The organism is Bradyrhizobium sp. USDA 4486 (assembly GCF_054057995.1).
This window is the reverse complement of the sequence record NZ_JBSRZV010000001.1, coordinates 5570424-5590361: the sequence shown is the minus strand read 5'-3', so window position 1 is coordinate 5590361 and position 19938 is coordinate 5570424. Positions and strand designations below refer to the sequence as shown.

Annotated in this window: 17 protein-coding genes and 1 pseudogene; 7 read left to right on the top strand and 11 right to left on the bottom strand. The window is 65.6% G+C overall.

Annotated elements, in window-relative coordinates; all coding sequences use genetic code 11:
* Window positions 1-61 precede the first annotated feature (61 nt).
* Window positions 62-439 (top strand): CsbD family protein, encoded by a 378-nt coding sequence (locus tag ACVWY3_RS26455; RefSeq protein ID WP_456841078.1) that lies wholly within the window; start codon window positions 62-64, stop codon window positions 437-439.
* 127 nt (window positions 440-566) lie between these two features.
* On the opposite strand, the gene ACVWY3_RS26450 is transcribed toward ACVWY3_RS26455, so the two are convergent.
* On the bottom strand, window positions 567-2276 hold the full coding sequence (locus tag ACVWY3_RS26450) for an SGNH/GDSL hydrolase family protein (protein WP_456841077.1): 1710 nt from the start codon (window positions 2274-2276) through the stop codon (window positions 567-569).
* Between the two features lie 150 nt (window positions 2277-2426).
* On the bottom strand, window positions 2427-3767 hold the full coding sequence (locus tag ACVWY3_RS26445; RefSeq protein WP_456841076.1) for a lytic murein transglycosylase: 1341 nt from the start codon (window positions 3765-3767) through the stop codon (window positions 2427-2429).
* A 250-nt stretch (window positions 3768-4017) separates the two neighbouring features.
* On the opposite strand from ACVWY3_RS26445, the gene ACVWY3_RS26440 reads away from it, so the two are divergent.
* Complete coding sequence (locus ACVWY3_RS26440; RefSeq protein ID WP_456841075.1) at window positions 4018-4893, top strand: UTP--glucose-1-phosphate uridylyltransferase; 876 nt, start codon at window positions 4018-4020, stop codon at window positions 4891-4893.
* A 112-nt stretch (window positions 4894-5005) separates the two neighbouring features.
* Here ACVWY3_RS26440 and ACVWY3_RS26435 read toward each other — a convergent pair whose 3' ends face one another.
* Window positions 5006-6502, bottom strand: a complete 1497-nt coding sequence (locus ACVWY3_RS26435; RefSeq protein WP_456841074.1) for a sensor domain-containing diguanylate cyclase — start codon at window positions 6500-6502, stop codon at window positions 5006-5008.
* A gap of 153 nt (window positions 6503-6655) precedes the next feature.
* Between ACVWY3_RS26435 and ACVWY3_RS26430 the strand changes: the two genes are divergently transcribed.
* On the top strand, window positions 6656-6919 hold the full coding sequence (locus ACVWY3_RS26430) for a DUF7662 domain-containing protein (RefSeq protein ID WP_027561145.1): 264 nt from the start codon (window positions 6656-6658) through the stop codon (window positions 6917-6919).
* A 45-nt stretch (window positions 6920-6964) separates the two neighbouring features.
* On the opposite strand, the gene ACVWY3_RS26425 is transcribed toward ACVWY3_RS26430, so the two are convergent.
* The 3 genes from ACVWY3_RS26425 to ACVWY3_RS26415 form a co-directional block, all read right to left on the bottom strand.
* Window positions 6965-7222, bottom strand: a complete 258-nt coding sequence (locus tag ACVWY3_RS26425) for a hypothetical protein (protein WP_456841073.1) — start codon at window positions 7220-7222, stop codon at window positions 6965-6967.
* Between the two features lie 252 nt (window positions 7223-7474).
* Window positions 7475-10351, bottom strand: coding sequence for an EAL domain-containing protein (locus tag ACVWY3_RS26420; protein ID WP_456841072.1), 2877 nt, complete (start codon window positions 10349-10351; stop codon window positions 7475-7477).
* A gap of 140 nt (window positions 10352-10491) precedes the next feature.
* Complete coding sequence (locus tag ACVWY3_RS26415) at window positions 10492-11490, bottom strand: NAD(P)H-quinone oxidoreductase (RefSeq protein WP_456841071.1); 999 nt, start codon at window positions 11488-11490, stop codon at window positions 10492-10494.
* A 121-nt stretch (window positions 11491-11611) separates the two neighbouring features.
* On the opposite strand from ACVWY3_RS26415, the gene ACVWY3_RS26410 reads away from it, so the two are divergent.
* A complete protein-coding gene (locus ACVWY3_RS26410) occupies window positions 11612-11803 on the top strand; it encodes a DUF1192 domain-containing protein (protein WP_027561141.1) in 192 nt (63 codons plus the stop codon).
* Between the two features lie 529 nt (window positions 11804-12332).
* Entirely contained in the window at window positions 12333-12842 is a 510-nt protein-coding gene (gene rcdA, locus ACVWY3_RS26405) for a protease adaptor protein RcdA (RefSeq protein WP_456841070.1), read from the top strand.
* A 245-nt stretch (window positions 12843-13087) separates the two neighbouring features.
* Here rcdA and rpmE read toward each other — a convergent pair whose 3' ends face one another.
* Window positions 13088-13315: a 50S ribosomal protein L31 gene (rpmE, locus tag ACVWY3_RS26400; protein ID WP_027553890.1), complete on the bottom strand. Its 228-nt coding sequence runs from the start codon at window positions 13313-13315 to the stop codon at window positions 13088-13090.
* A 201-nt stretch (window positions 13316-13516) separates the two neighbouring features.
* Between rpmE and ACVWY3_RS26395 the strand changes: the two genes are divergently transcribed.
* Entirely contained in the window at window positions 13517-15367 is a 1851-nt protein-coding gene (locus ACVWY3_RS26395; protein ID WP_456841069.1) for an ABC transporter ATP-binding protein/permease, read from the top strand.
* Between the two features lie 68 nt (window positions 15368-15435).
* Here ACVWY3_RS26395 and ACVWY3_RS26390 read toward each other — a convergent pair whose 3' ends face one another.
* The 4 genes and pseudogenes from ACVWY3_RS26390 to ACVWY3_RS26375 all read right to left on the bottom strand — a co-directional run bounded on the left by ACVWY3_RS26390 (window position 15436) and on the right by ACVWY3_RS26375 (window position 18551).
* Complete coding sequence (locus tag ACVWY3_RS26390) at window positions 15436-15651, bottom strand: hypothetical protein (protein WP_456841068.1); 216 nt, start codon at window positions 15649-15651, stop codon at window positions 15436-15438.
* An 87-nt stretch (window positions 15652-15738) separates the two neighbouring features.
* Window positions 15739-16185, bottom strand: a complete 447-nt coding sequence (locus tag ACVWY3_RS26385) for a GNAT family N-acetyltransferase (RefSeq protein ID WP_456841067.1) — start codon at window positions 16183-16185, stop codon at window positions 15739-15741.
* A 129-nt stretch (window positions 16186-16314) separates the two neighbouring features.
* A pseudogene (locus ACVWY3_RS26380) lies at window positions 16315-17345 on the bottom strand (peptidoglycan -binding protein).
* Between the two features lie 186 nt (window positions 17346-17531).
* Window positions 17532-18551 (bottom strand): flagellar motor protein MotA, encoded by a 1020-nt coding sequence (locus ACVWY3_RS26375; protein WP_456841066.1) that lies wholly within the window; start codon window positions 18549-18551, stop codon window positions 17532-17534.
* 253 nt (window positions 18552-18804) lie between these two features.
* Here ACVWY3_RS26375 and ACVWY3_RS26370 point away from each other — a divergent pair, with 253 nt between their 5' ends.
* Window positions 18805-19824: an SAM-dependent methyltransferase gene (locus ACVWY3_RS26370; protein WP_456841065.1), complete on the top strand. Its 1020-nt coding sequence runs from the start codon at window positions 18805-18807 to the stop codon at window positions 19822-19824.
* Window positions 19825-19938 lie beyond the last annotated feature (114 nt).

The window sequence follows — 19938 nt, the reverse complement described above, 5'->3', positions numbered from 1 at the left end:
CCCCGCTGGAACCCCGCCGCGCCTGATCGGTTACTTGGGTTGACCCCCGAGGAGGAGCATCATGGACACGGATCGGATAGTCGGATCGGCGAAGGAATATGCCGGACGCGCAGAAGGCGCGGTCGGAGAGATGGCAGGCGATGCCAAGACGCAGGCGTCGGGTAAGGCCCGCGAGGCCGCAGGCACGGTGCAGAATCTCTACGGCCAGGCCAAGGATGCGGTGCGCGACGCCGCGGACACTGCGACGAGCTACGCCAAGGACGCCTATGAGAACAGCGGCGACACCTTCCGCGATGGCACACAGGCGCTGTCGAAGAAGGTGCAGGACAATCCGCTCGGCGCACTGCTGGTCGCCGGCGGTATCGGCTTCGCACTTGCGCTGCTGATGTCGCGTCCCGCGCGTCGTCCTCCGCCGTCGCGCTGGCGCTACTACGGCTGAGCTATCTGCCACGTCATTCCGGGGCGCCGCGCCTGCGCGGCGAACCCGGAATCCAGACGTTGCGGCACGAGATTCCGGGTTCGCGCTACGCGCACCCCGGAATGACATCTGACATCAACTCAGCAAGCTACCGGAATATCTCCGCCGAGCGTCCGACATTGCCAGGCGGGCGCGGGATCGCGGGGTTGGGATTCGGATTGCGCGGCGCCGGTGCCATTTGACGCGGCGCTGGCTGCGGCGAGCCGAAGCCGAAGAAATCGCGAAACGATGGCGCAGCCTGCGCCGGCTGCTGTGGCGGCGGCGGCGGCTTTTTCGGTGCGAGCTTCGGCGGCGCGATCGCGGCGGCGGCGCCCGTCCCCGCCGAGCCCGGCGCGGCACTGCCTTCAGGCGTCGTCGCCGCCATCGGCGTATCGCCCTTGGCCTGCTCGCGGCCGACTTCGCGGCGCGGCCAGGCATAATCGTCGGCGCGGCCGGCGGGGGCCGTCAGCGGCTCGCCCTTCACCATCGTCTTCGCAGCGAGCGCATCGACGGCGGCGGGACGTGAGCCCGGGCCGCCCAGCAACTGATCGGTCGAGATCGAGGCCGCAACCAGCGGCACGATCGGGCCGGCCAGCGGCCGCGGCGCCGGCTTGCCGGGCTCGGCGCTGGTGTCGGGCGTCGCCGGCTCGCTCGGCAGCGCGATCGGGCCGGAGCGGCCCGCCAAGAGCCGCGTGATCTCGCGCTCGACATAGTGCGCGAGCTTGCGTGCGCCGGCCTTGGTGAAATAGACGCCGTCACCGCTGCGCAGCTGGCGGATCTGGCCTTCGAAGTCCGGGCCCTTCTGGAGGAAGCGGCCGGCTTCGTCGACGAAGCCGTCCCAGACGTCGACATAGGTGATGCCGGCCTTGGCCGCGCCCTCGCGGTACAGCGAATCCAGGAACAGCATGTCGGCGGTGCCCCTGGGGCCGCGGATCGCGGGCAGGCCGACCCAGAGCACCGGCACGCCCTTGGCCTTGAGGACGTTCGCGAGCTCCTCGATCTTCTTGCCGTAGAGCTCGACCCAGCGCTCGTCGCGGAACTCATAGACGCCGTTGGGATTGCGCGCGGTCTTTTCCGGCGCGGCCGCAGGCGTATCGGCGTTGTCGGCATCGTCTTGCGGCAGATCGCTATCGGCCGGCTTGTCGTCGGGCTTGGCGGCGGCGTCCGGCTTGGCGTCGCCGGGCTTGGTCTCACCGGGCTTTGCGTCACCTTTTCCTTGTGGCTTGGCGCGCGCACCCTTGTCGTTCTTCTTGTCCTTGTCCGACTTGTCGACAACCGGCTCGCGGATCGAGGTGCGGTCATTGAGGCCGAGCATGACGACGATGACGTCAGGCTTCTCGGTCTCGAGAATGCCCCTCGCAGCCGCCGCCCAATCCGAGGGCTCGCCCTTCGGCTGGTACTTGATCAGGCCGGAGGTGGTCTTGTGCTTGCGGATCACGCCCATGTCGGGCTGCTCGGTGTAGGCGTCTTCCAGGCCATAGGCGAGCCAGTCGGCCATGGCGTCGCCGATCACGAGCACGTTCTTGTCGGGCGTGGTGTCGCGCTTGGCCGGTGCCGGCGCGCGCGAAAAATCCTGACGCGGGGCCTGCTGCTGTGGCTGCTGGAACGGCGCGAAGAAATCACCACCGAACCAGCCGCCGCCTCCGCCCTGGCGCGGTGGCGGAGCCTGGCGCTGCGGCGGACCGCCAAAGCCGGGGAAGTTGAAGAACTGCGCCGAGGCGGGTCCCGCAATCGAGACCAGGATCGCAAGCGCCGTCCCCAGCGCGATCAACGGGCCGGTCTCGGTCAGCGCCTTCAAGAAGGATTTTGGCTTCGACATGCGATCTCGGGCGCGCGCAACGGGGGTCTGGGATAGGCTCGATATAATAACGGAATCGGGCGCCAAACGGGCAAATTCTCTTGCAAATTCTTGGCGCCATACACCGCGGATCGGCCAGAATCGCCGCTCAGGGTTACTTTCGGGCCGTTTTTACCGCCCGCGCAGCCGGTCCAGCACGTCGGAGGTGGCAAACCCGTCCGCAGGCAGCCCGATCGAGGCCTGGAAGTTGCGCAGGGCTTCCCTTGTCTGGCCGCCGAACTGGCCGTCAGGAGTGCCCTTGTAGAAGCCGCGCTGGGCCAGCAACTGCTGAAGCTCCAGCCGCTCGCTCCGCGACAATTCGCGCTCCTGGCGCGGCCAGGGCTGCACGAAGGGCTCCCCGCCGCGCAGCCGATCGGCGAAATGGCCGATCGCCAGCGCATAGGCCTCGGCCGGGTTGTACTTCATGATGATGCGGTAGTTCTGCAGCATCAGAAAGCTCGGGCCTTGCGCGCCCGCCGGCGCCAGCAGATAGGCTTTTTCCGCTGGATGCGGGAAGGGCTGGCCCGTCGCACGCTTGAGGCCGAGCTTCTCCCATTGCGCGATCGTCATCGTCTTGGCGCGATCGGCCAGCATGTAGTTGAAGCCCTGGGGCACCACGACCTCGAAGCCCCAGCTCTGTCCCGACTGCCAGCCGTCCTTCTTCAGATTGTTAGCGGTCGAGGCGATCAGATCGGTGGGGTTGTCGACGACGTCGCGCCGTCCATCGCCGTCGCCGTCGACGGCAAAGCGCTTGAACGCGGTCGGCATGAACTGGGTCGGGCCGAAGGCGCCGGCCCAGGAGCCGCGCATCTGCTCAGGCCTGAGATCGCCGCGGTTGAGGATCTCCAGCGCCGAGAGGAACTCATCCTTGAAATAGGCCTGGCGGCGGCCGATGCAGGCGAGCGTCGCGGTCGATTGCAGCACGCTGCGGTCGCCCATCTGCGTCGAGTAGTTGGATTCGATGCCCCAGATCGCGGCGATGATGTAGCGATCGACGCCATAGGCCTTCTCGGTGGCGTCGAACTGCGCCTTGTATTTGGCAAGGACTTCGCGGCCCTTCGCGAGGCGGTTGTCGTTGACGAGAATGTCGAGATAGTCCCAGATCGATTTGGTGAATTCCGGCTGCGAGTCCATCAGGTCCATGATGCGCAGGTCGGGCGAGAGCCCGGCGGTGAAGCGCTGGAAATTCTCCTGGGTGATGCCGCGCCGTGCGGCATCAGGCCACATCCCCGCAACGCAATTGTCGAAATTGGAGGCCGCCTCGCGGATCGCCGCCGCCGTCATCAGCGGATGGCCGGAGGCGCCGTCCTCGCCGCTCCAAGGTTGGACGCCCGTTTGTGCGCCGCCGGGCCCGGGCGGGGCTTGCGATGGGGCAGGGTTCGAGCCGGAGAAGATACCGCCGAACAGGTTCGACAGGCCGTTTTGCGACTGGGCGTTCACGCTGGCCGGCAGCAGCATTGCAGCGGCAATCATCACTCCGATCAAAGATCCGGCACGTTTCGCCAGTGCTGCCATCGATTGCGTCATATCCTGTCCGTCCGGCCGAAAATCCGCCCTTCAGGAGGCCTTGCGACGGTTGCCAATAGCTTAACAAAGGTGAAATTTTGGTGGCTGATTTTTTCTTAACTCTGCGAGCGGGAGGCCCCACATCCGCCTTTGTTGGCGGCTGCAAACAAGCTAGCAAGATACCATTGCTCCCTTCCTCAGGTATTCGATCAATCCCATGAAGATTCGCAAAGCCGTATTCCCCGTCGCCGGCCTCGGCACCCGCGTCCTGCCCGCCACCAAGGCGATGCCGAAGGAAATGCTGACCATCGTCGACAAACCGTTGATCCAGTACGTGTATGACGAGGCCAAGGAAGCCGGCATCGAGCACTTCATCTTCGTCACCGGCCGCAATAAAAATGTCATCGAAGATCATTTCGACAGGATGTTCGAGCTCGACACCACGCTGGCCGCGCGGGGCAAGAAGGCCGAGCAGGAGATTTTGGCGCAGAATCAGCCGGATGCCGGCGCGGTCAGCTTCACCCGCCAGCAGGCGCCGCTCGGGCTCGGCCACGCGGTCTGGTGCGCGCGCGACATCGTCGGCAACGAGCCGTTCGCAGTGGTGCTGCCGGACGAGCTCGTGCTCAACACGCCGGGCTGCCTGAAGCAGATGATCGAGACGGCGTCCTCGCTCGGCGAGAAATCCAATCTGATCGCGGTCGAGGCCGTGCCCGACCATCTCACCCATCAATACGGCATCTGCGGCGTCGGCAAGCGCAACGGCAAGATGTTCGAGGTCGATGGCATGGTGGAGAAACCCGCCAAGGGCACCGCGCCGTCCAATCTCTCGATCACCGGCCGCTACATCCTCCAGCCCGAGATCTTCAAGATCCTGGAGACCCAGGAACGCGGCGCCGGCGGCGAGATCCAGCTCACCGACGCCATGATCGGCCTCGCCAAGACGCAGAAATTCTACGGAGTCGAGTTCGAGGGCGAGCGCCACGATTGCGGCTCCAAGCCCGGCTTCCTCCGCGCCAACATCGCCTACGCCCTGAAGCGCCCCGAGCTGCGCGATGGGCTGATCGCGGAGATGAAGAAGTATCTGGGGCAGTGACATCGAAGGCGCACGCCTTCGATGTCATCCCGGGGCGGTCCGCAGGACCGAACCCGGGATCTCGAGATTCAAGGTTCGATGCTTCGCATCGCCCCGGAATGACTGCCTAGCCTCACGCCACCAGCGACAGCTTCGGCAGGCTCGCGACCACCGACTGGTTGCGCCCGCCTGCCTTCGCCGCATAGAGCGCCTTGTCGGCGGCGGCGACCAGGATCGACCAGTCCATGCCGCTCGCGGGCACCAGGCTGGCGATGCCGCAGGACACGGTCGATGTCGCCTGGTCATCGGACCAGCCCTGCACCTTGGCGCGGATGCTCTCGGCGACCTTGAACGCGTCGGTGGCCGAGGTATTCGGCAGCAGCACCGCGAATTCCTCGCCGCCATAACGCGCGGCGCAATCGCCGGCGCGGCTCACCGAATCCGAGATGCAGATGGCGATGCCGACCAGCACCTGGTCGCCGGCCTGGTGGCCGAACGTGTCGTTGTAGGCCTTGAAGTGATCCGCATCGATCATCAGGAGCGCGATCGGCGTCTTCTGTCGCATCGCGCGCCGCCATTCGACGTCGATCACCGAATCGAACTTGCGCCGATTCTTCAGGCCGGTGAGCGCATCCGTCGTCGCCATCTCCTCGAGCTTGCGTTCAGCCGTGGCGCGCCGGCCGATCTCGCGCGCGAGCACGAGCGTCGATGCCAGCATGAACAGCGCCAGCGCCAGCACCACGGCACCGATGCGAAACGCCTCCCTCTGCCAGAGCGCGAACACCGCCGCGAGCGGCTTGCCCGCCACCACGAACAGCGGACCGTTGTCGGCGCTGCGGACATAGAGCCTGGGCGTCGGATCGACCGGGCCCTGCCCCGAATAGGCGGTGCCAACCCGGAGATTGCCGGGCTTCCAGGTCTGGCGCCCGTTCAAATTCTTGCCGATGATGTCGAGATCGAACGGCCGCCGCATCATGATGGTGCGATCGCGCTTGAGAACGGTGATGGTGTCGTCCGCGTCGAGGCTCAGCCGCTCGAACAATTCGTGGAAATAGCTGAAGCGGATCGAGCCGGCGACGACGCCCATGAAACCGCCGTCGTTGTCGCTGATACGCCGGCTCAGCACGATCGAATAGGCGCCGCGGAACAGCATCGGCCGGCTGATGAAGAGCCCGATGCCGGGATTGTCGCGATGGACCGTGAAGTAATCCTCCTCGCCGCGGTTCTCCGGCAGGGGATCGAGCGTGGAGGCGTCGATGGTCAGCCGGCCGTCGGCATCGAACACCTGGATGGCGCCGAAATGCTTCGCCGTTGCCGCATGGTCGAACAGGATCAGGTGACGGATCGGCTTGGAAACCGTGGCGAGTTCGGGCAGCAGCATGTTGCTGGCGACCGCCTTCAGCGACAGATCGTAGACCTCGATGTTGCGGCTGATGTCGGACTCGATGGTCGTCGTGAGGTTCTCCAGCGTCTGGCGGGCGAGCGCCTCCTCGCCGCGCCGCATGTCCAGCATGACGTTGACGCAAATGGCGGAAAAGCCGATCACCGTCACGACGGACGAAATGATCAGCAGCTTCGCCGAAATGCGCCACGGCCGGCGGGCCGTGACTTCGCGCCATCCAGACAGCATCGCTTGCTCCCGACCCTGATGGATGCGCCCGAAAGCTTGCGTAGTGTTTAAGCCGCGACGGCGAAGCCGCGATGAGTTAAGAATCGGTTTAATGGGCTAGCGTTTTTCGGCAGGTCTCGTGTGAAGAGACCTAGCCCTGACGAGAGGACGATTGTGAACGACTACGATGCGTTGCGCGACTATCTGATGCGGCAGAAGCAGGCCGAATTCGTCCTGACCTTCGAACAGATCGAGGAGATCATCGGCGCGGCCCTGCCGCGCGCGGCGAACCGCGCCTCGTGGTGGGACAGCCTGCGCAGCCCCGACATCCAGATGCCGCAGCGCGAAGCCTGCCTCGCCGCCGGCTTCGTGGCGACGCGGATGCCGGACGGCCAGAGCGTGCGGTTTACGAAGCGAAAGAACGACCGGCGCCGCTAGGTGCGGCGAGCGACGCTGCTGCCCTCCTCTGGAGGGAAGGTCGTTTCATTGGCGCCACCGGGACCAGCGTTCATCTTCGGCGTGTGCTCGTATCAGACATCTGGTCGTCTGCTGGTCGCAGGCGCGCATGCACACGTTCTGGCGGCCCCGAAAGTCACCGGCCCCGCCGGTGTAGATGGCACATGTGCCGATGCAGTTTGCGCCTCGATCCTCGCATCGCGCCGCCGTCACGGCTTCGGCCGACGAGGCGAGGAACATTCCGGTGCCTATGAGGGTGATCGCGTGGAAAAGGTGCCGGGTCATCCGTAACTCCTGAGAAGGACGCGCTTGGTCGGCTCATTCTAGCCGTTGCGCTTGACGCGTGTGGGCGCGCCGAGAACGACAGCGGCGAGCCCAACGGCCTCGATGACTTAACCGTTCTGGACCGTTCTGGATCGAATGCTCTGCGCCATTTTTGCGGTAGCTGAGCCGCGGCCCATTGATCTGGATCAAGCAGGGCCTCATCGGCACCTCACCCCCCGCGCTTTGCGGGCGGCCTCAAGAAGGGGAGGGAGGCTAGCTCGCCGCTTCCAGCCGCACTTCCGTCAAGAGCCGCATCGCCGCGTCTGCGTCCATCGGCTCGCCGAAGGCAAAGCCCTGCGCGTATTCGCAGCCCATCTGGTACAGCTCGACCGCGTCGGAATCGGTCTCGGCGCCTTCGGCGACGACGTCCATGCCGAGATCGTGCGCGAGCGCGATGATCGATTTCAGGATCACCGGCCGCGTGCCGCGGCTGGTGGTGCGGACGAAGGACTGGTCGATCTTGATGGTGTCGAACGGGAAGCGCTGGAGGTAGGCGAGCGAGGAGTGGCCGGTGCCGAAATCGTCGAGCGACAGGCCGGTGCCGAGCTCGCGGATGCGCGTCAGCATTTGGGCTGCGTGCTCCGGATTCTCCATGACCAGCGATTCCGTCAATTCCAGCTTGAGCGTGCCGCGCGCCACCGAGGAGCGCGACAGCACGGTGCGGACGTCGTGGATCAGATCGTGGCGCAGCAGCTGCCGCGAGGAGACGTTGACCGAGGCGAAGATCGGCTCGCGCGAGCGCATCGCGCGCTGCCACACCGAGAGTTGCTTTGCGGTCTGGTCGAGCACGAACATGCCGAGGTCGACGATCAGACCGGTCTCCTCGGCGATGGTGATGAATTCCGACGGCGCCATGCGCCCGAGCTTCGGGTGATCCCAACGCGACAGCGCCTCGAAGCCGGCGATCGAGCGATCCTCCAGCCGCACGATCGGCTGGTACAGGATGGTGATCTCCTGCCGCTCGATGGCGCGGCGCAGCTCGCTCTCCAGCGTCAGCCGGTCGGTCTTCCGCGCGCGCATCGCCGGTTTGTAGACGTCGATGCGGTCGCCGCCGATGCGCTTGGAGTGATACATCGCAAGCTCGGCGTCCTTGATGATCTCGTCCGTCAGCTGAACCTGCGGATCGGACAGCGCAAGGCCGATCGAGGCGGTCAAAAAGATCTCGCGGTCGTTGAAGGCGATCGGCGCGCGGATGGTCTTGCGGATGGTCTCGGCGAAGGCGGTGATGCGGGCCGGGTCCTGCTCCGACAGCAGGATCAGGCCGAACTGGTCGCCGGCGAGTCGCGCCAGCGTGTCCTGCGGCTTCAGGATGCGGGTGAGGCGGCGGGCGAGCGTCAGGAGGATGGAATCGCCGACCGCGATACCGACGGAATCGTTGACCTGCTTGAAGCGGTCGAGGTCGATCACCATCAGCGTCGGCCGGAGCGTCGGCATGGTCTTGGCGAAATGCGCGACCGCACCGAGCCGGTCTATGAACAGCTTGCGGTTGGGCAGGCCGGTGAGGTTGTCGTGCACGGAATCGTGCAGCAGGCGTTCCTCGGCGTTGCGCAGCTCAGTGACGTCGGTGAGCGTGCCGACCACGCGCGAGACTTCGCCGTCCGAGCCGACCACCGGGCGTGCCTTCAGGGCGAACCACATGAAATGACCGTCCGGCGTGCGCAGGCGGAAGTCCTGCACCAGGCGGCCGCGGCGCTGGTCCAGGACGCTGTCGAGCGCGGCGCGGAAACGATCCTGGTCGAGCGGATGCAGCACCTCGAGCCACGAGGCCGCGGGGCCTTCCAGCGTGCCGCGCTTGAGGCCGAGAAGGGCCTCGGTCTCGGGGCTGGTGAAGACCTTGTCGGCGGAGACGTCCCAGTCCCAGATCAGATCGCCGGAGCCGGCCAGCGCCAGCGCGCGCCGCTCGATGTCGGAGACGACGCCGGTGCTGGCGCCGCCGCCGGCAAAGGCGTGCTGCATGACGGTGAAGCCGATCAGCATCACGATCAGCACGAGGCCGCCGAGCAGGGCAGGGCCGACGATGTCGTTGGTGACGGAGCCCGCCACCGTCATGCCGGCGGCGACCACCCAGACCACCAGGAGGAACCAGGTCGGGATCAGCAGCACCGCGCGGTCGAAGCCGTGGGTGGAGAGATAGACGATCAGCGCAAAACCCGCGAAGGCGATCAGCACCAGCGAGATGCGGGCGATGCCGGAGGCGACAGCCGGATCGAACAGCGCGAGTGCGACGAGGGAGCCGAGGAACGCCAGCCAGCCCACCGTGATGTGCGAATAGCGCACATGCCATCGACTGAGGTTGAGATAGGCGAACAGGAACACCAGCAGCGTCGCCGCCAATATCGCTTCGCCCGCCGCGCGCCAGATGCGCTCGGCGTTGTTCGACATGTCGAGCACCTTGCCCCAGAAGCCGAAATCGACGCCGATATAGACCAGCACCGCCCAGGCCAGCGCCGCGGCGGCCGGGAACATGATGCTGCCCTTCACCACGAACAGAATCGTGAGCACGAGGGCGAGAAGCCCGGAGATGCCGATCACGATGCCCTGGTACAGCGTGAACGAGTTGACCTTGTCCTTGTAGGCCTCCGGCTCCCACAGATAGAGCTGCGGCAGCTTGTCGGTGCGCAGCTCGGCGACAAAGGTGACAACGGCGCCCGGATCGAGCGTGATGCGGAACACGTCCGCGGTTGCGCTTTCCTGACGTTCGGGCCGGTCGCCGATCGAAGGCGTGATGGTTGCGATACGCGACAGGCCGAGGTCGGGCCAGAGCAGGCCCGATGAGACGATGCGATAGTGCGGGGCGACGATCAGGCGGTCGAGCTGGTCGTCGGTGTTGTTGGCGAGCGCGAACACCACCCAGTTCACGCCGCCCTCGCGGGCGCGCACCTCGATGCGGCGAACGATGCCGTCGGTGCCGGGCGCGGTCGAAACCTGGATGCGGTCGGCGTCGCTGCGCTGATGTTCGAGCACGCCAGTGAGGTCGATCGCGGGCGCGTCACTACGGACGCTGACAGCATCCAGCGCGCGTGCAGGGGACGCGGCGACAAGAATCATGAGGCCCAGCGCGATGGGCGCGAGGCACCTGATCAGACGCAAGGTCAGTTCTCCGCGTTCGACGCAAATTGCGAGTGCAAGACGATTTCAGACCGGACCGGAAGTGGTTCGGCGCGTCGCGATAGATGCCACGAAAGCGAGGAAAATCAAAGGGTTTCCGCCGTCCCCTGTGGGTCAGCGGCCTAGGCCTCCAACACAATTTTGCCAATATGTGCGCTCGTCTCCATGCGCCGGTGCGCATCGGCCGCCTTTTCCAGCGGGAAAGAGCTGTCCATTACCGGTTTGACGCGGCCTTCGCGCAAAAGCGGCATCACTTTCGCTTCGATCGCGGCCACCATCGCTGCCTTGTCCGCATTACTACGGGGGCGCAGCGTCGAGCCGGTATGGGTGAGGCGCTTGACCATCACCTTGGCGATATTGGCGGTGATCTTGGGGCCGTTGAGGGTCGCGATCTGGACGATGCGGCCGTCGACCGCGGCGGCGTCATAGTTTCGATCCACATAGTCGCCGGCGACCATATCGAGGATCAGATTGACACCGGCCTTGCCAGTCTCTTCCTTGACGACAGCGACGAAGTCCTCGGTCTTGTAATTGATGGCGCGGTCGGCGCCCAACTTGAGGCAGGCATCGACCTTGTCCTGCGATCCCACGGTGACGAACACTTTTGCGCCGAACGCTTTCGCGAGCTGGATCGCCATGGTGCCGATGCCGGAGGAGCCGCCATGGATCAGCAGCGTCTCGCCGGCCTTCAGGCCGCCGCGCTCGAACACGTTGTGCCAGACCGTCATCAACGTTTCCGGCAGCGCGCCGGCTTCCTTGATCGACAAGGCCGGCGGCACGCTCATCGCCTGGGCGTCCTGCGCGATGCAGTACTGCGCATAGCCGCCGCCGGCGGCCAGCGACATTACCTTGTCGCCGATCTTGTGCCGCTTGGCGTTGCTGCCGACCGCAACCACCTCACCGGCGATCTCGAGGCCGGGCAGATCGCTGGCGCCGGGCGGCGGCGGATAGGCGCCGGAGCGCTGCGCCACATCGGGCCGGTTGACGCCGGCGGCCTCGACCTTGACCAGGATCTCGTCCGGACCGGGCTGCGGCACAGGGCGTTGTTCCGGCACCAGCACCTCCGGTCCGCCGGGCTTGGAGATGGCGACCACGGTCATTTGCGCGGGCAGCTTGTCCATGATGTGTCCTTGAGCAAAGGTGCGGGAAGAGCGAGGCCTTTGCTTAGCCAGCGCGGCCGAAGCTGGCAACCGCCTCAGCTGCAGGTTAGCTGCAGGTGGGACGAACCCAGGAGGAACGAGCATGCCGATCGAGGACGACGACCGCCCGCGCAAGAAGATCAGCCATGAAATCGGACAGGATCTCTCACTCTTGTCAGTGGAGGAACTGACCGAACGTGTGGCTCTGCTCAAGACCGAGATCGCCAGGCTCGAAGAAGCCGCCACCAAGAAGCGCGCCTCGCGCGATGCGGCGAACAGCTTTTTCAAGTCATAGGATGTGAGTGACTTGGCGCGCGTGGTGCGATCTCTCCCCGCCGTCATTCCGGGGCGGGCGCGTAGCGCCGAGCCTGGAATCGATAACCACAGGACGTCGAAACGGGCACGATAGTGAGGGGCCACATCTTCGCATTCCGGGCTTGCGACTTCGTCGCGCCCCGGAATGACGGCGGGAAGATCGTTCCGCGTCGCACTCGGCCTCTGGCCGACATGGCTAACGAACCCTCAAAAAATTAGCTCGTTTACTCCGGATTAAGCTTTTCGCTTTATGACTGGAACGTCCTCTTTGGACACCGAGTGGCTCCTGTCCACTCTGTTTGACGCCTCCCTGTTATCAACTTTCAAAGCCGCCGGTCTCCGGCGGCTCTTTTTTTGCCTCTCCCATCGGTTGAATTCCGAGGAAAGACCCGCAGAAACCATATCCGCGCTTGCCGCTGGACTCCGCGCTTCGCCCGCGCAATGATTTGTTCATCATAAGCCGGCGCCAAAAGCCGGGTGGGTAAACAGTTGCGTAAGGGGCGTTAACCATGGAACGTTTGCAGGCCGACGGCGCTCTCGTTCAACTCAGCGAGCGGTTCACCAATTCTGCGGCGTTCGGCGCGCTGTTCCGCGAGGGCATGGACCTCGTCGAAGAGACCGCCTCCTATCTCGACGGCGCCGGCCGCACCGAGGCCAAGGCGCTCGACCGTGCCGTCAGCCTGACCTACGCGACCGAGAGCATGCGCCTCACCACCCGCCTGATGCAGCTCGCCTCCTGGCTGCTGCTGCACCGCGCGGTGAAGGAAGGCGAGATGACGCTGGTCCAGGCCAACCGCGAGAAGACCAAGGTCAAGCTCACCGCCGCCGATCCCGGCCCCGCTGACACCATCGAGAAGCTGCCGGCCCAGCTCCAGGACCTGATCCACCGCTCGATGAGCCTGCAGACACGCGTCCGCCGTCTCGACACCTCGATCCACACCCCGCCGACCGACCACGCCGCAATCGGAAACCCGCTGGTGCCGCACCTCAACGCGCTCAAGGCCGCGTTCGAGCGGTAAGCTCTGTCGTCGTTCCTCAACGTCGAACCGTCACCCTGAGGTGGCCGCTTCTTCAGCGGCCCTCGAAGGGCGACGGCCCGGCTGCATCTCGGCCGTTCATCCTTCGAGGCTCCGGCGCGATGCTTTGCATCGCGCCACTCGCGCCTCAGGATGACGGGCCTGGTAGCGACATTGCGGCATCCCCCAAAACAAAAACGCCCCTGGTTTGCCAGGGGCGCTTTGCGTTCCAACCCTTGCGGGCCGGCTCAATCCTTTTTGAGAAAGCCCGAAAACTTCTTCTGGAAGCGCGAGACGCGGCCGCCGCGATCCATGATCTGGGCCGAGCCGCCGGTCCAGGCCGGGTGCGACTTCGGGTCGATGTCGAGGTGCAGCTTGTCGCCTTCCTTACCCCAGGTCGAACGGGTCTGGTACTCGGTTCCGTCCGTCATGACGACCGTAATCGTATGATAATTCGGGTGAATTTCGGCTTTCATGGCAATTCCTCGGCGCCCGGCGCCTTGCTTGAGTGACTATTGAATGACGGATTTGGGCGGCTCTATACCCCACGAGGTCCCCTAAAACAAGCCATTGTGGGGACTTAAGAACCGGGCCCACCCTTAAGGGACATCCCGGATTTGCCACTCCTCCTGCACCGGCCTATGTGGAGCTGACTTGTCTCCCTGGGTCCGGATCTCATGAGCGCTGTGGAACGGCTTGACGACCAGTACCGCGACGAGCGCGACAGCGCACAGGCGGAAGCCCCGTCGATCGAAGCCGAGCTGATCGAGCAGCCCGCCAAGAGCCGCGCCAGGCTGCGGCCGCTGCTGGCGCTGGCGCCCTATGTGGCGCGCTATCGCGGCCGCGCGGCGCTCGCCTTCGTCGCGCTGACGATCGCGGCGCTGACGACGCTGCTGGTGCCGGTCGCGGTGCGCCGGATGATCGATTTCGGTCTCTCGCCGGAAGGCATCGCGCTGATCAACAGCTATTTCTCGGTGATGATCGCAGTGGTCGCCGTGCTCGCGCTCGCCAGCGCCTCGCGCTATTATCTCGTGATGACGATCGGCGAGCGCATCGTCGCCGATCTCAGGCGCGACGTCTTTGCCCATCTGCTCTCGCTCTCGCCTTCCTTCTTCGATTCCGCGCGCAGCGGCGAATTGGTGTCCCGCCTCACCGCCGACACCACCCAGATCAAATCCGCAGTCGGTGCCTCGGTCTCGATCGCGCTGCGCAATCTCATGATGTTCGTCGGCGCCACGGCGATGATGGTGATCACCAGCCCGCGCCTCTCCGGCTTCGTGCTGCTCGCCATTCCCCTGATCGTGCTGCCGCTGGTTGCCTTCGGCCGCTGGGTGCGGCGGCTGTCGCGCAATGCGCAGGACACGCTGGCCGATGCCTCCGCCTATGCCGGCGAGCTGGTCGGCGCCATTCGCACGGTGCAGGCCTATACCAGCGAGGGGCTGGCCGCGAAACGTTTCGGCGGCGAGGTCGAGCAGGCCTATGAGGCCGCGCGGACCTCGACGCAGGCGCGCGCGGTGCTGACGGCCGTCATCATCTTTATCGTGTTCGCAAGCGTGGTCGCGATCCTCTGGATCGGCTCGCATGACGTCTTGACCGGCACCATCACGCCGGGCCGGCTCGGCCAGTTCGTGCTCTATGCCGCCTTCGCTGCGGCAGGCCTTGGCCAGCTCAGCGAGGTTTGGGGCGAGGTCGCGGCGGCCTCGGGCGCAGCCGAGCGCCTGTTCGAGATCCTGCACGTGCAGCCAGAAATCGCAGCGCCCGCATCGCCGCGCGCCCTGCCGGTGCCGGCGCGCGGGGAGGTCGGCTTCGACCATGTCAGCTTCGCTTATCCCGCGCGGCCCGACGTCAATGTGCTCGACGCCGTCTCATTCACCATTCGCCCCGGCGAGAAGGTCGCGATCGTCGGTCCCTCCGGCGCCGGCAAGAGCACGATCTTCCATCTGCTCTTGCGCTTCTACGATCCGCGCAGCGGCGCGATCTCGCTCGATGGCGTGCCGGTGAAGGCTGCCGATCCGCGCGATTTCCGCTCCCGCATCGCGCTGGTGCCGCAGGAGTCCAACGTGTTCGCGGCAAGCGCCCGCGAGAATATCCGCTTCGGCCGGCCCGATGCGAGCGATGCCGAGGTCGAGCGCGCGGCCGAGCTCGCGCACGCCGCCGAGTTCATCCGCCGCCTGCCCGAAGGTTATGAGACCCCGCTCGGCGAGCGCGGCGTGACGCTGTCGGGCGGCCAGCGCCAGCGTATCGCGATCGCCCGCGCCATTCTGCGCGATGCCCCGCTCTTGCTGCTCGATGAAGCCACCTCCGCGCTCGACGCCGAAAGCGAGACCTTGGTGCAGACCGCGCTGGAAGAGCTGATGCGTCACCGCACCACGCTCGTCATTGCGCATCGCCTCGCCACCGTCCTCTCCTGCGACCGCATCCTGGTGATGGACCAGGGCAGGATCGTCGAGCAGGGCACGCATGCCGAGCTGGTCGCGGCGAACGGGCTTTACGCCCGGCTGGCGAGGTTGCAGTTCGAGGGGGCGTGAGACGCCGCCTCATTCACGTGTCATCGCCCGCGAAAGCCGGGGCATGACGGCTCGTTTTCGAGCCGCGCTCACTGGCACTTCGGCGACAGCGCCGGCACATTCGGCCACGACCAATTCTTCCAGCTTCCGTCCGTGTCCACGCAGGCCGACGGTCCGGGGCTGTTCGTCGGCGGAGCGGCGCTCGATGTTGCAAAGTGCTGGTCGACATAGGTCGTCGATAAAAATCCGGCGACGATGACGCCCAGCATCACCGAGGATCCCTTGGCGAGCTCGCTCAGCTTCATCGATTGTCTCCATCCGCCTGCCATCGCTGACACAACGAATAACCGACGCGGCGGGATCCCCGCGTGACTGGAATCACGCCCGCCAGATCACGCCCGCCAGATCATCTTCAGCACCGGCCGGCCCGAGGTCGGGTTCACGTCGTCGCCGGCGTGGCTAAAGCCGTTGCGCTCGTAGAAGCGGATGGCGCGGGCATTGTCCTTGTTGACGAGCAGCGTGATGCGCGATGGCGACAGCCGTTTCGCCTCATCCACCAGCAGTCGCGCCGCATCCGAGCCCCACTGATCTGGATCGACCACGAGCTGGTCGAGATAGCCTTCGCCGTCGATGGTGACGAAGCCGGTCAGCGCGCCGTCCTGCTCGGCGACGATGATTTGGGCGTTGGGCACCAGATCCTTGCGCCAGCGCTCGCGCCACCATGTGAGCCGCGCGGCAAAATCGATCTGCGGATAGGCCTCTTGCCAAGTGCGATGCCAGAGGTCGATCGAGGCTGCCTCGTCCTCGGGAAGGTAAGGGCGGAGGTGGATGGTACTCATTTTACAAAGGTCGTCATGCCCGGGCTTGTCCCGGGCATCCACGCCTTTCTATCGGTGCAGAGCGAAGATCGTGGATGGCCGGGACAAGCCCGGCCATGACGGTGCGGTGAGTATCGCGCGCCCCTCACGCTACCGCTCCGTCAGCTTCAGCTCGATGCGGCGGTTGCGCTTGTAGGCCTCCTCGGTGTTGCCGGTGTCGAGCGGCTGGAATTCGCCGAAGCCGGCGGCGACGAGGCGCTGGGCGGGGACGCCGAGCGAGATCAGGTACTGCACCACCGAGATGGCGCGGGCCGCGGACAGGTCCCAGTTCGACTTGAAGTTCGGGCCGTTGACCGGGCGCAAGTCGGTATGGCCGTCGACGCGCAGCACCCAGGGAATTTCGCTCGGGATCTTCTTGTCGAGATCGATCAGCGCGGTCGCCAACGTCTCGAGCTCGGCGCGGCCCTCGGGCAGCAATGTCGCCTGTCCGGTGTCGAAGAACACTTCGGACTGGAACACGAAGCGGTCGCCGACGATGCGGATGTCGGGGCGGTTACCTAGGATCGCGCGCAGGCGGCCGAAGAATTCCGAGCGGTATAGCGCGACAATTCCTGCACGCGCTGCGCTAGGGCGACGTTCAGGCGGGAGCCGAGATCGGCGATGCGGTTCTGTGATTCCTTGTCGCGCTTCTCGGATGCATCGAGCGCCTCCTCCAGCGCCGCCAATTGCCGCCTGAGCGCACTGATCTGCTGGTTCAGCACCTCGATCTGCGCCAGCGCCCGCGCCGAGACCGCCTTTTCCGAGTCCAGCGCCTTGCCGAGCTCCGCGGTCTTGCCCTGCGCGTCATTGCCGGCGTTGGCAAGGCCTTCATAGAGGCCCTTCATGCGGTCGCGCTCGGACTCCGCCGAGGCGAGGCCCGCCTTCAACTGCGCGACCTGGTCGTCGAGCGAGAGCTTGCCGAGCTTCTCCAGCGAGAGCAGCTCGTTGAGCTGCGCAATCTTGGCATTGAGCTGCTCCAGCGCCTTGTCCTTGCCTGTCACCTCCTGCGACAGGAAGAATTGCACGACGAGGAAGACCGAAAGCAGGAACACGATCGACAGCACCAGCGTCGACAGCGCGTCGACGAAGCCGGGCCAGTAGTTGAAGGCGCCTTCGCTGCGGCGGCCGCGCGCTAGAGCCATTTATCGTTCTCCGCTTCTTCTCTCGTGTCCTGGATGCGCTGCAGCGTGCAACGCTGCTGCGCAGAGCCGGGATCCATTCTCGTCTCCAGGTCCCGGCTCAGCGATGCATCACCATAGCGTGGCGAAGACGCGCCTAAACGCGCTTCCGGTGCTGCATCGCGTCCGGGGCACGAAACCTTCCGGTCTTCAGCCCTTTTCTGGCTGGCGCGCGAGCCGTTCCAGCAGGCGCCGGATCTCGCGGTTCTGCTCGCCCTGGCCATCGGCCCATTCGCGGATCATCTGCTGCTCGGTGCGCATATGCGAGACCAGCGCCTGGATGGCTTCGGCAAGGCTTGCCATCGCCGCGGTGGTGCCGCGACTGGCGCTGCCCTCCTCGAGCACGGAGCGCAAGCGTTCGACGGCCGCCTGAAGCTCGCCGCCGGCGACGCCGCCGCCAGCGGCGGGGACGGGGACTTCGCCGCTGCCATATTCGCGCACGGTGGTGGCGAGCCAGTCTTCGAGGTCGGTGTAGAAGCGGTTCTGCGCCTGGCTCGATTGCAAATCCAGGAAGCCCAGGATCAGCGAGCCGGCCAGGCCGAACAGGGAGCTGGAGAACGAGATGCCCATGCCGCCGAGCGGGGCGGCGAGGCCCTCCTTCAGGGTGTCGAACAGGGCGCCGGAATCGCTGCCGACCTTCAGCCCGTCGATCACCTTGCCGACCGAACCGACCGTCTCGATCAGGCCCCAGAAGGTGCCGAGCAGGCCAAGGAAGACCAACAGCCCGGTCATGTAGCGCGAGATGTCGCGGGCTTCATCCAGGCGGGTCGCGATCGAATCGAGCAGGTGCCGCATGGTGGTTTGGGTGATGCTCATCCGCCCGGAGCGCTCGCCGCCGAGGATCGCGGCCATCGGCGCCAGCAGCTTGGGGTGCCGGGACGGAGCGAGGCCAGGATCGGCGATGCGGAAATTGTTGACCCAGGAGACCTCAGGATAGAGCCGGATCACCTGGCGGAAGGCCAGGATGATGCCGATGAACAGCACGCCGCCGATCAGGGCATTGAGCCCGGGATTGGCGAAGAAGGCCTGGATGATCTGCTTGTAGAGCACCACGCCCACCAGGGTGCACAGCACCAGGAAGACCAGCATCCGCACCAGGAAGACGCTGGGTGAGGACAGTTTCGTGTACTCGATATCCATGGAGGAGCGGGGCGAGGCGCCAGGCGGCATGGCCGGTATCATCCGTAACTTGATTGCAGTGCGCACTATGGCACAGCGCCGGCCCAAAAAAAGCGCCGGATGCGCCGATTTCGTGGACAGTGCCCGGAACCCAAAGCGGAAACCGTGCTTTGATATCTCGTCGTCTGCAAGAGTTCGCCATCCCCCAAGGCCGCCGGTGCCCTGGGGCTACCCTAGTCGTTGCCGGTACCTGCCCGTTCTTCCCCTCCGCTGCCCCCGCGAGATCTGCCAAGGGAGTGGTCGCATGAGCGTTGTCTCCGCCATCATCGGGACTGCCGAACGCGTGCCGCTGCCCGACGTCGTGATCCGCGCCGCGATCCAGCGCCTGTGCTCGCGCACGGCCTCGCGCCTGTCCGCGCTGGATGCAGCCGACGATGCCGCCTTCGCCGGGCGGATGATCCTGCGGCCGATCGCTGGCGAGGCCGATACCGGACATCATGAAGTGCCGGCAGCGTTCTTTGCGCAGCTGCTCGGCCCCAACCTCAAATACTCCTGCTGCTTCTACAAGTCCGACGCGACCACCTTGCAGGAGGCGGAAGAGGAGGCGCTGCGGCAGTCCGTCGAGCATGCCGGCATTGCCGACGGCCAGGCCATCCTCGAGCTCGGCTGCGGCTGGGGCTCGCTGTCGCTGTGGATGGCGCGCCGTTTTCCGCACGCGACGGTGACCGCGGTGTCGAACTCGCAGGCGCAGCGAGCCTATGTCGCGGAACAGGCGCGGCTGCGCGGGCTGTCGAACCTGCGAGTGGTCGATGCGGACATGTGCGTGTTCGCACCCGAAGGCGCGTTCGACCGCATCGTCGCGGTCGAGACCTTCGAGCACGTCATGAACTGGCGCAAGCTGATGACGCGCCTGCGGTCGTGGCTCGCCCCCGAGGGGCGCTTCTTCATGCACATCGCCACGCATCGCGCCGGCTCCGATCTGTTCGACCGGATCGATCGCGAGAACGGGATCGCCCAGCACGTCTTCACCGGCGGGCTGATGCCGAGCCATCACCTCGTCAGGCAGTTCGACGACATCTTCGCGGTCGAGAAGGAATGGTGCTGGAGCGGCACGCACTATCAGCGCACCGGGAACGACTGGCTCGCCAATTTCGATGCGCATCGCGACGCGATCGAAACGTGCTTGCGCAACGTCCATGGCGAGGAGGCCGGCCTTTGGATGCGCCGCTGGCGCTGGTTCCTGCTCGCGACCTCGGGCCTGTTCGGCTATGCCCACGGAACCGAATGGGGCGTCAGCCGGTATCGGATGAGAGCCGCGGGGTGATTGCGATGTTCCGTCGCAGCACGCCGTGATGGAGCCGGACTCACAATCCGGTGAGTCCAGAAAAGCCTCCAGAAGTCAGCGCGATAGGTCCGTGTGACATTGAGCCGCCCGCCG

Excerpts from the sequence above, each read along its gene's own strand:
- ACVWY3_RS26455 (WP_456841078.1), top strand. The coding sequence starts at position 62 with ATGGACACGGATCGGATAGTCGGATCGGCGAAGGAATATGCCGGACGC.
- ACVWY3_RS26450 (WP_456841077.1), bottom strand. The coding sequence starts at position 2,276 with ATGTCGAAGCCAAAATCCTTCTTGAAGGCGCTGACCGAGACCGGCCCG.
- ACVWY3_RS26445 (WP_456841076.1), bottom strand. The coding sequence starts at position 3,767 with ATGATTGCCGCTGCAATGCTGCTGCCGGCCAGCGTGAACGCCCAGTCG.
- ACVWY3_RS26440 (WP_456841075.1), top strand. The coding sequence starts at position 4,018 with ATGAAGATTCGCAAAGCCGTATTCCCCGTCGCCGGCCTCGGCACCCGC.
- ACVWY3_RS26435 (WP_456841074.1), bottom strand. The coding sequence starts at position 6,502 with ATGCTGTCTGGATGGCGCGAAGTCACGGCCCGCCGGCCGTGGCGCATT.
- ACVWY3_RS26425 (WP_456841073.1), bottom strand. The coding sequence starts at position 7,222 with ATGACCCGGCACCTTTTCCACGCGATCACCCTCATAGGCACCGGAATG.
- ACVWY3_RS26415 (WP_456841071.1), bottom strand. The coding sequence starts at position 11,490 with ATGGACAAGCTGCCCGCGCAAATGACCGTGGTCGCCATCTCCAAGCCC.
- ACVWY3_RS26410 (WP_027561141.1), top strand. The coding sequence starts at position 11,612 with ATGCCGATCGAGGACGACGACCGCCCGCGCAAGAAGATCAGCCATGAA.
- rcdA (WP_456841070.1), top strand. The coding sequence starts at position 12,333 with ATGGAACGTTTGCAGGCCGACGGCGCTCTCGTTCAACTCAGCGAGCGG.
- rpmE (WP_027553890.1), bottom strand. The coding sequence starts at position 13,315 with ATGAAAGCCGAAATTCACCCGAATTATCATACGATTACGGTCGTCATG.
- ACVWY3_RS26395 (WP_456841069.1), top strand. The coding sequence starts at position 13,517 with ATGAGCGCTGTGGAACGGCTTGACGACCAGTACCGCGACGAGCGCGAC.
- ACVWY3_RS26390 (WP_456841068.1), bottom strand. The coding sequence starts at position 15,651 with ATGAAGCTGAGCGAGCTCGCCAAGGGATCCTCGGTGATGCTGGGCGTC.
- ACVWY3_RS26385 (WP_456841067.1), bottom strand. The coding sequence starts at position 16,185 with ATGAGTACCATCCACCTCCGCCCTTACCTTCCCGAGGACGAGGCAGCC.
- ACVWY3_RS26375 (WP_456841066.1), bottom strand. The coding sequence starts at position 18,551 with ATGCCGCCTGGCGCCTCGCCCCGCTCCTCCATGGATATCGAGTACACG.
- ACVWY3_RS26370 (WP_456841065.1), top strand. The coding sequence starts at position 18,805 with ATGAGCGTTGTCTCCGCCATCATCGGGACTGCCGAACGCGTGCCGCTG.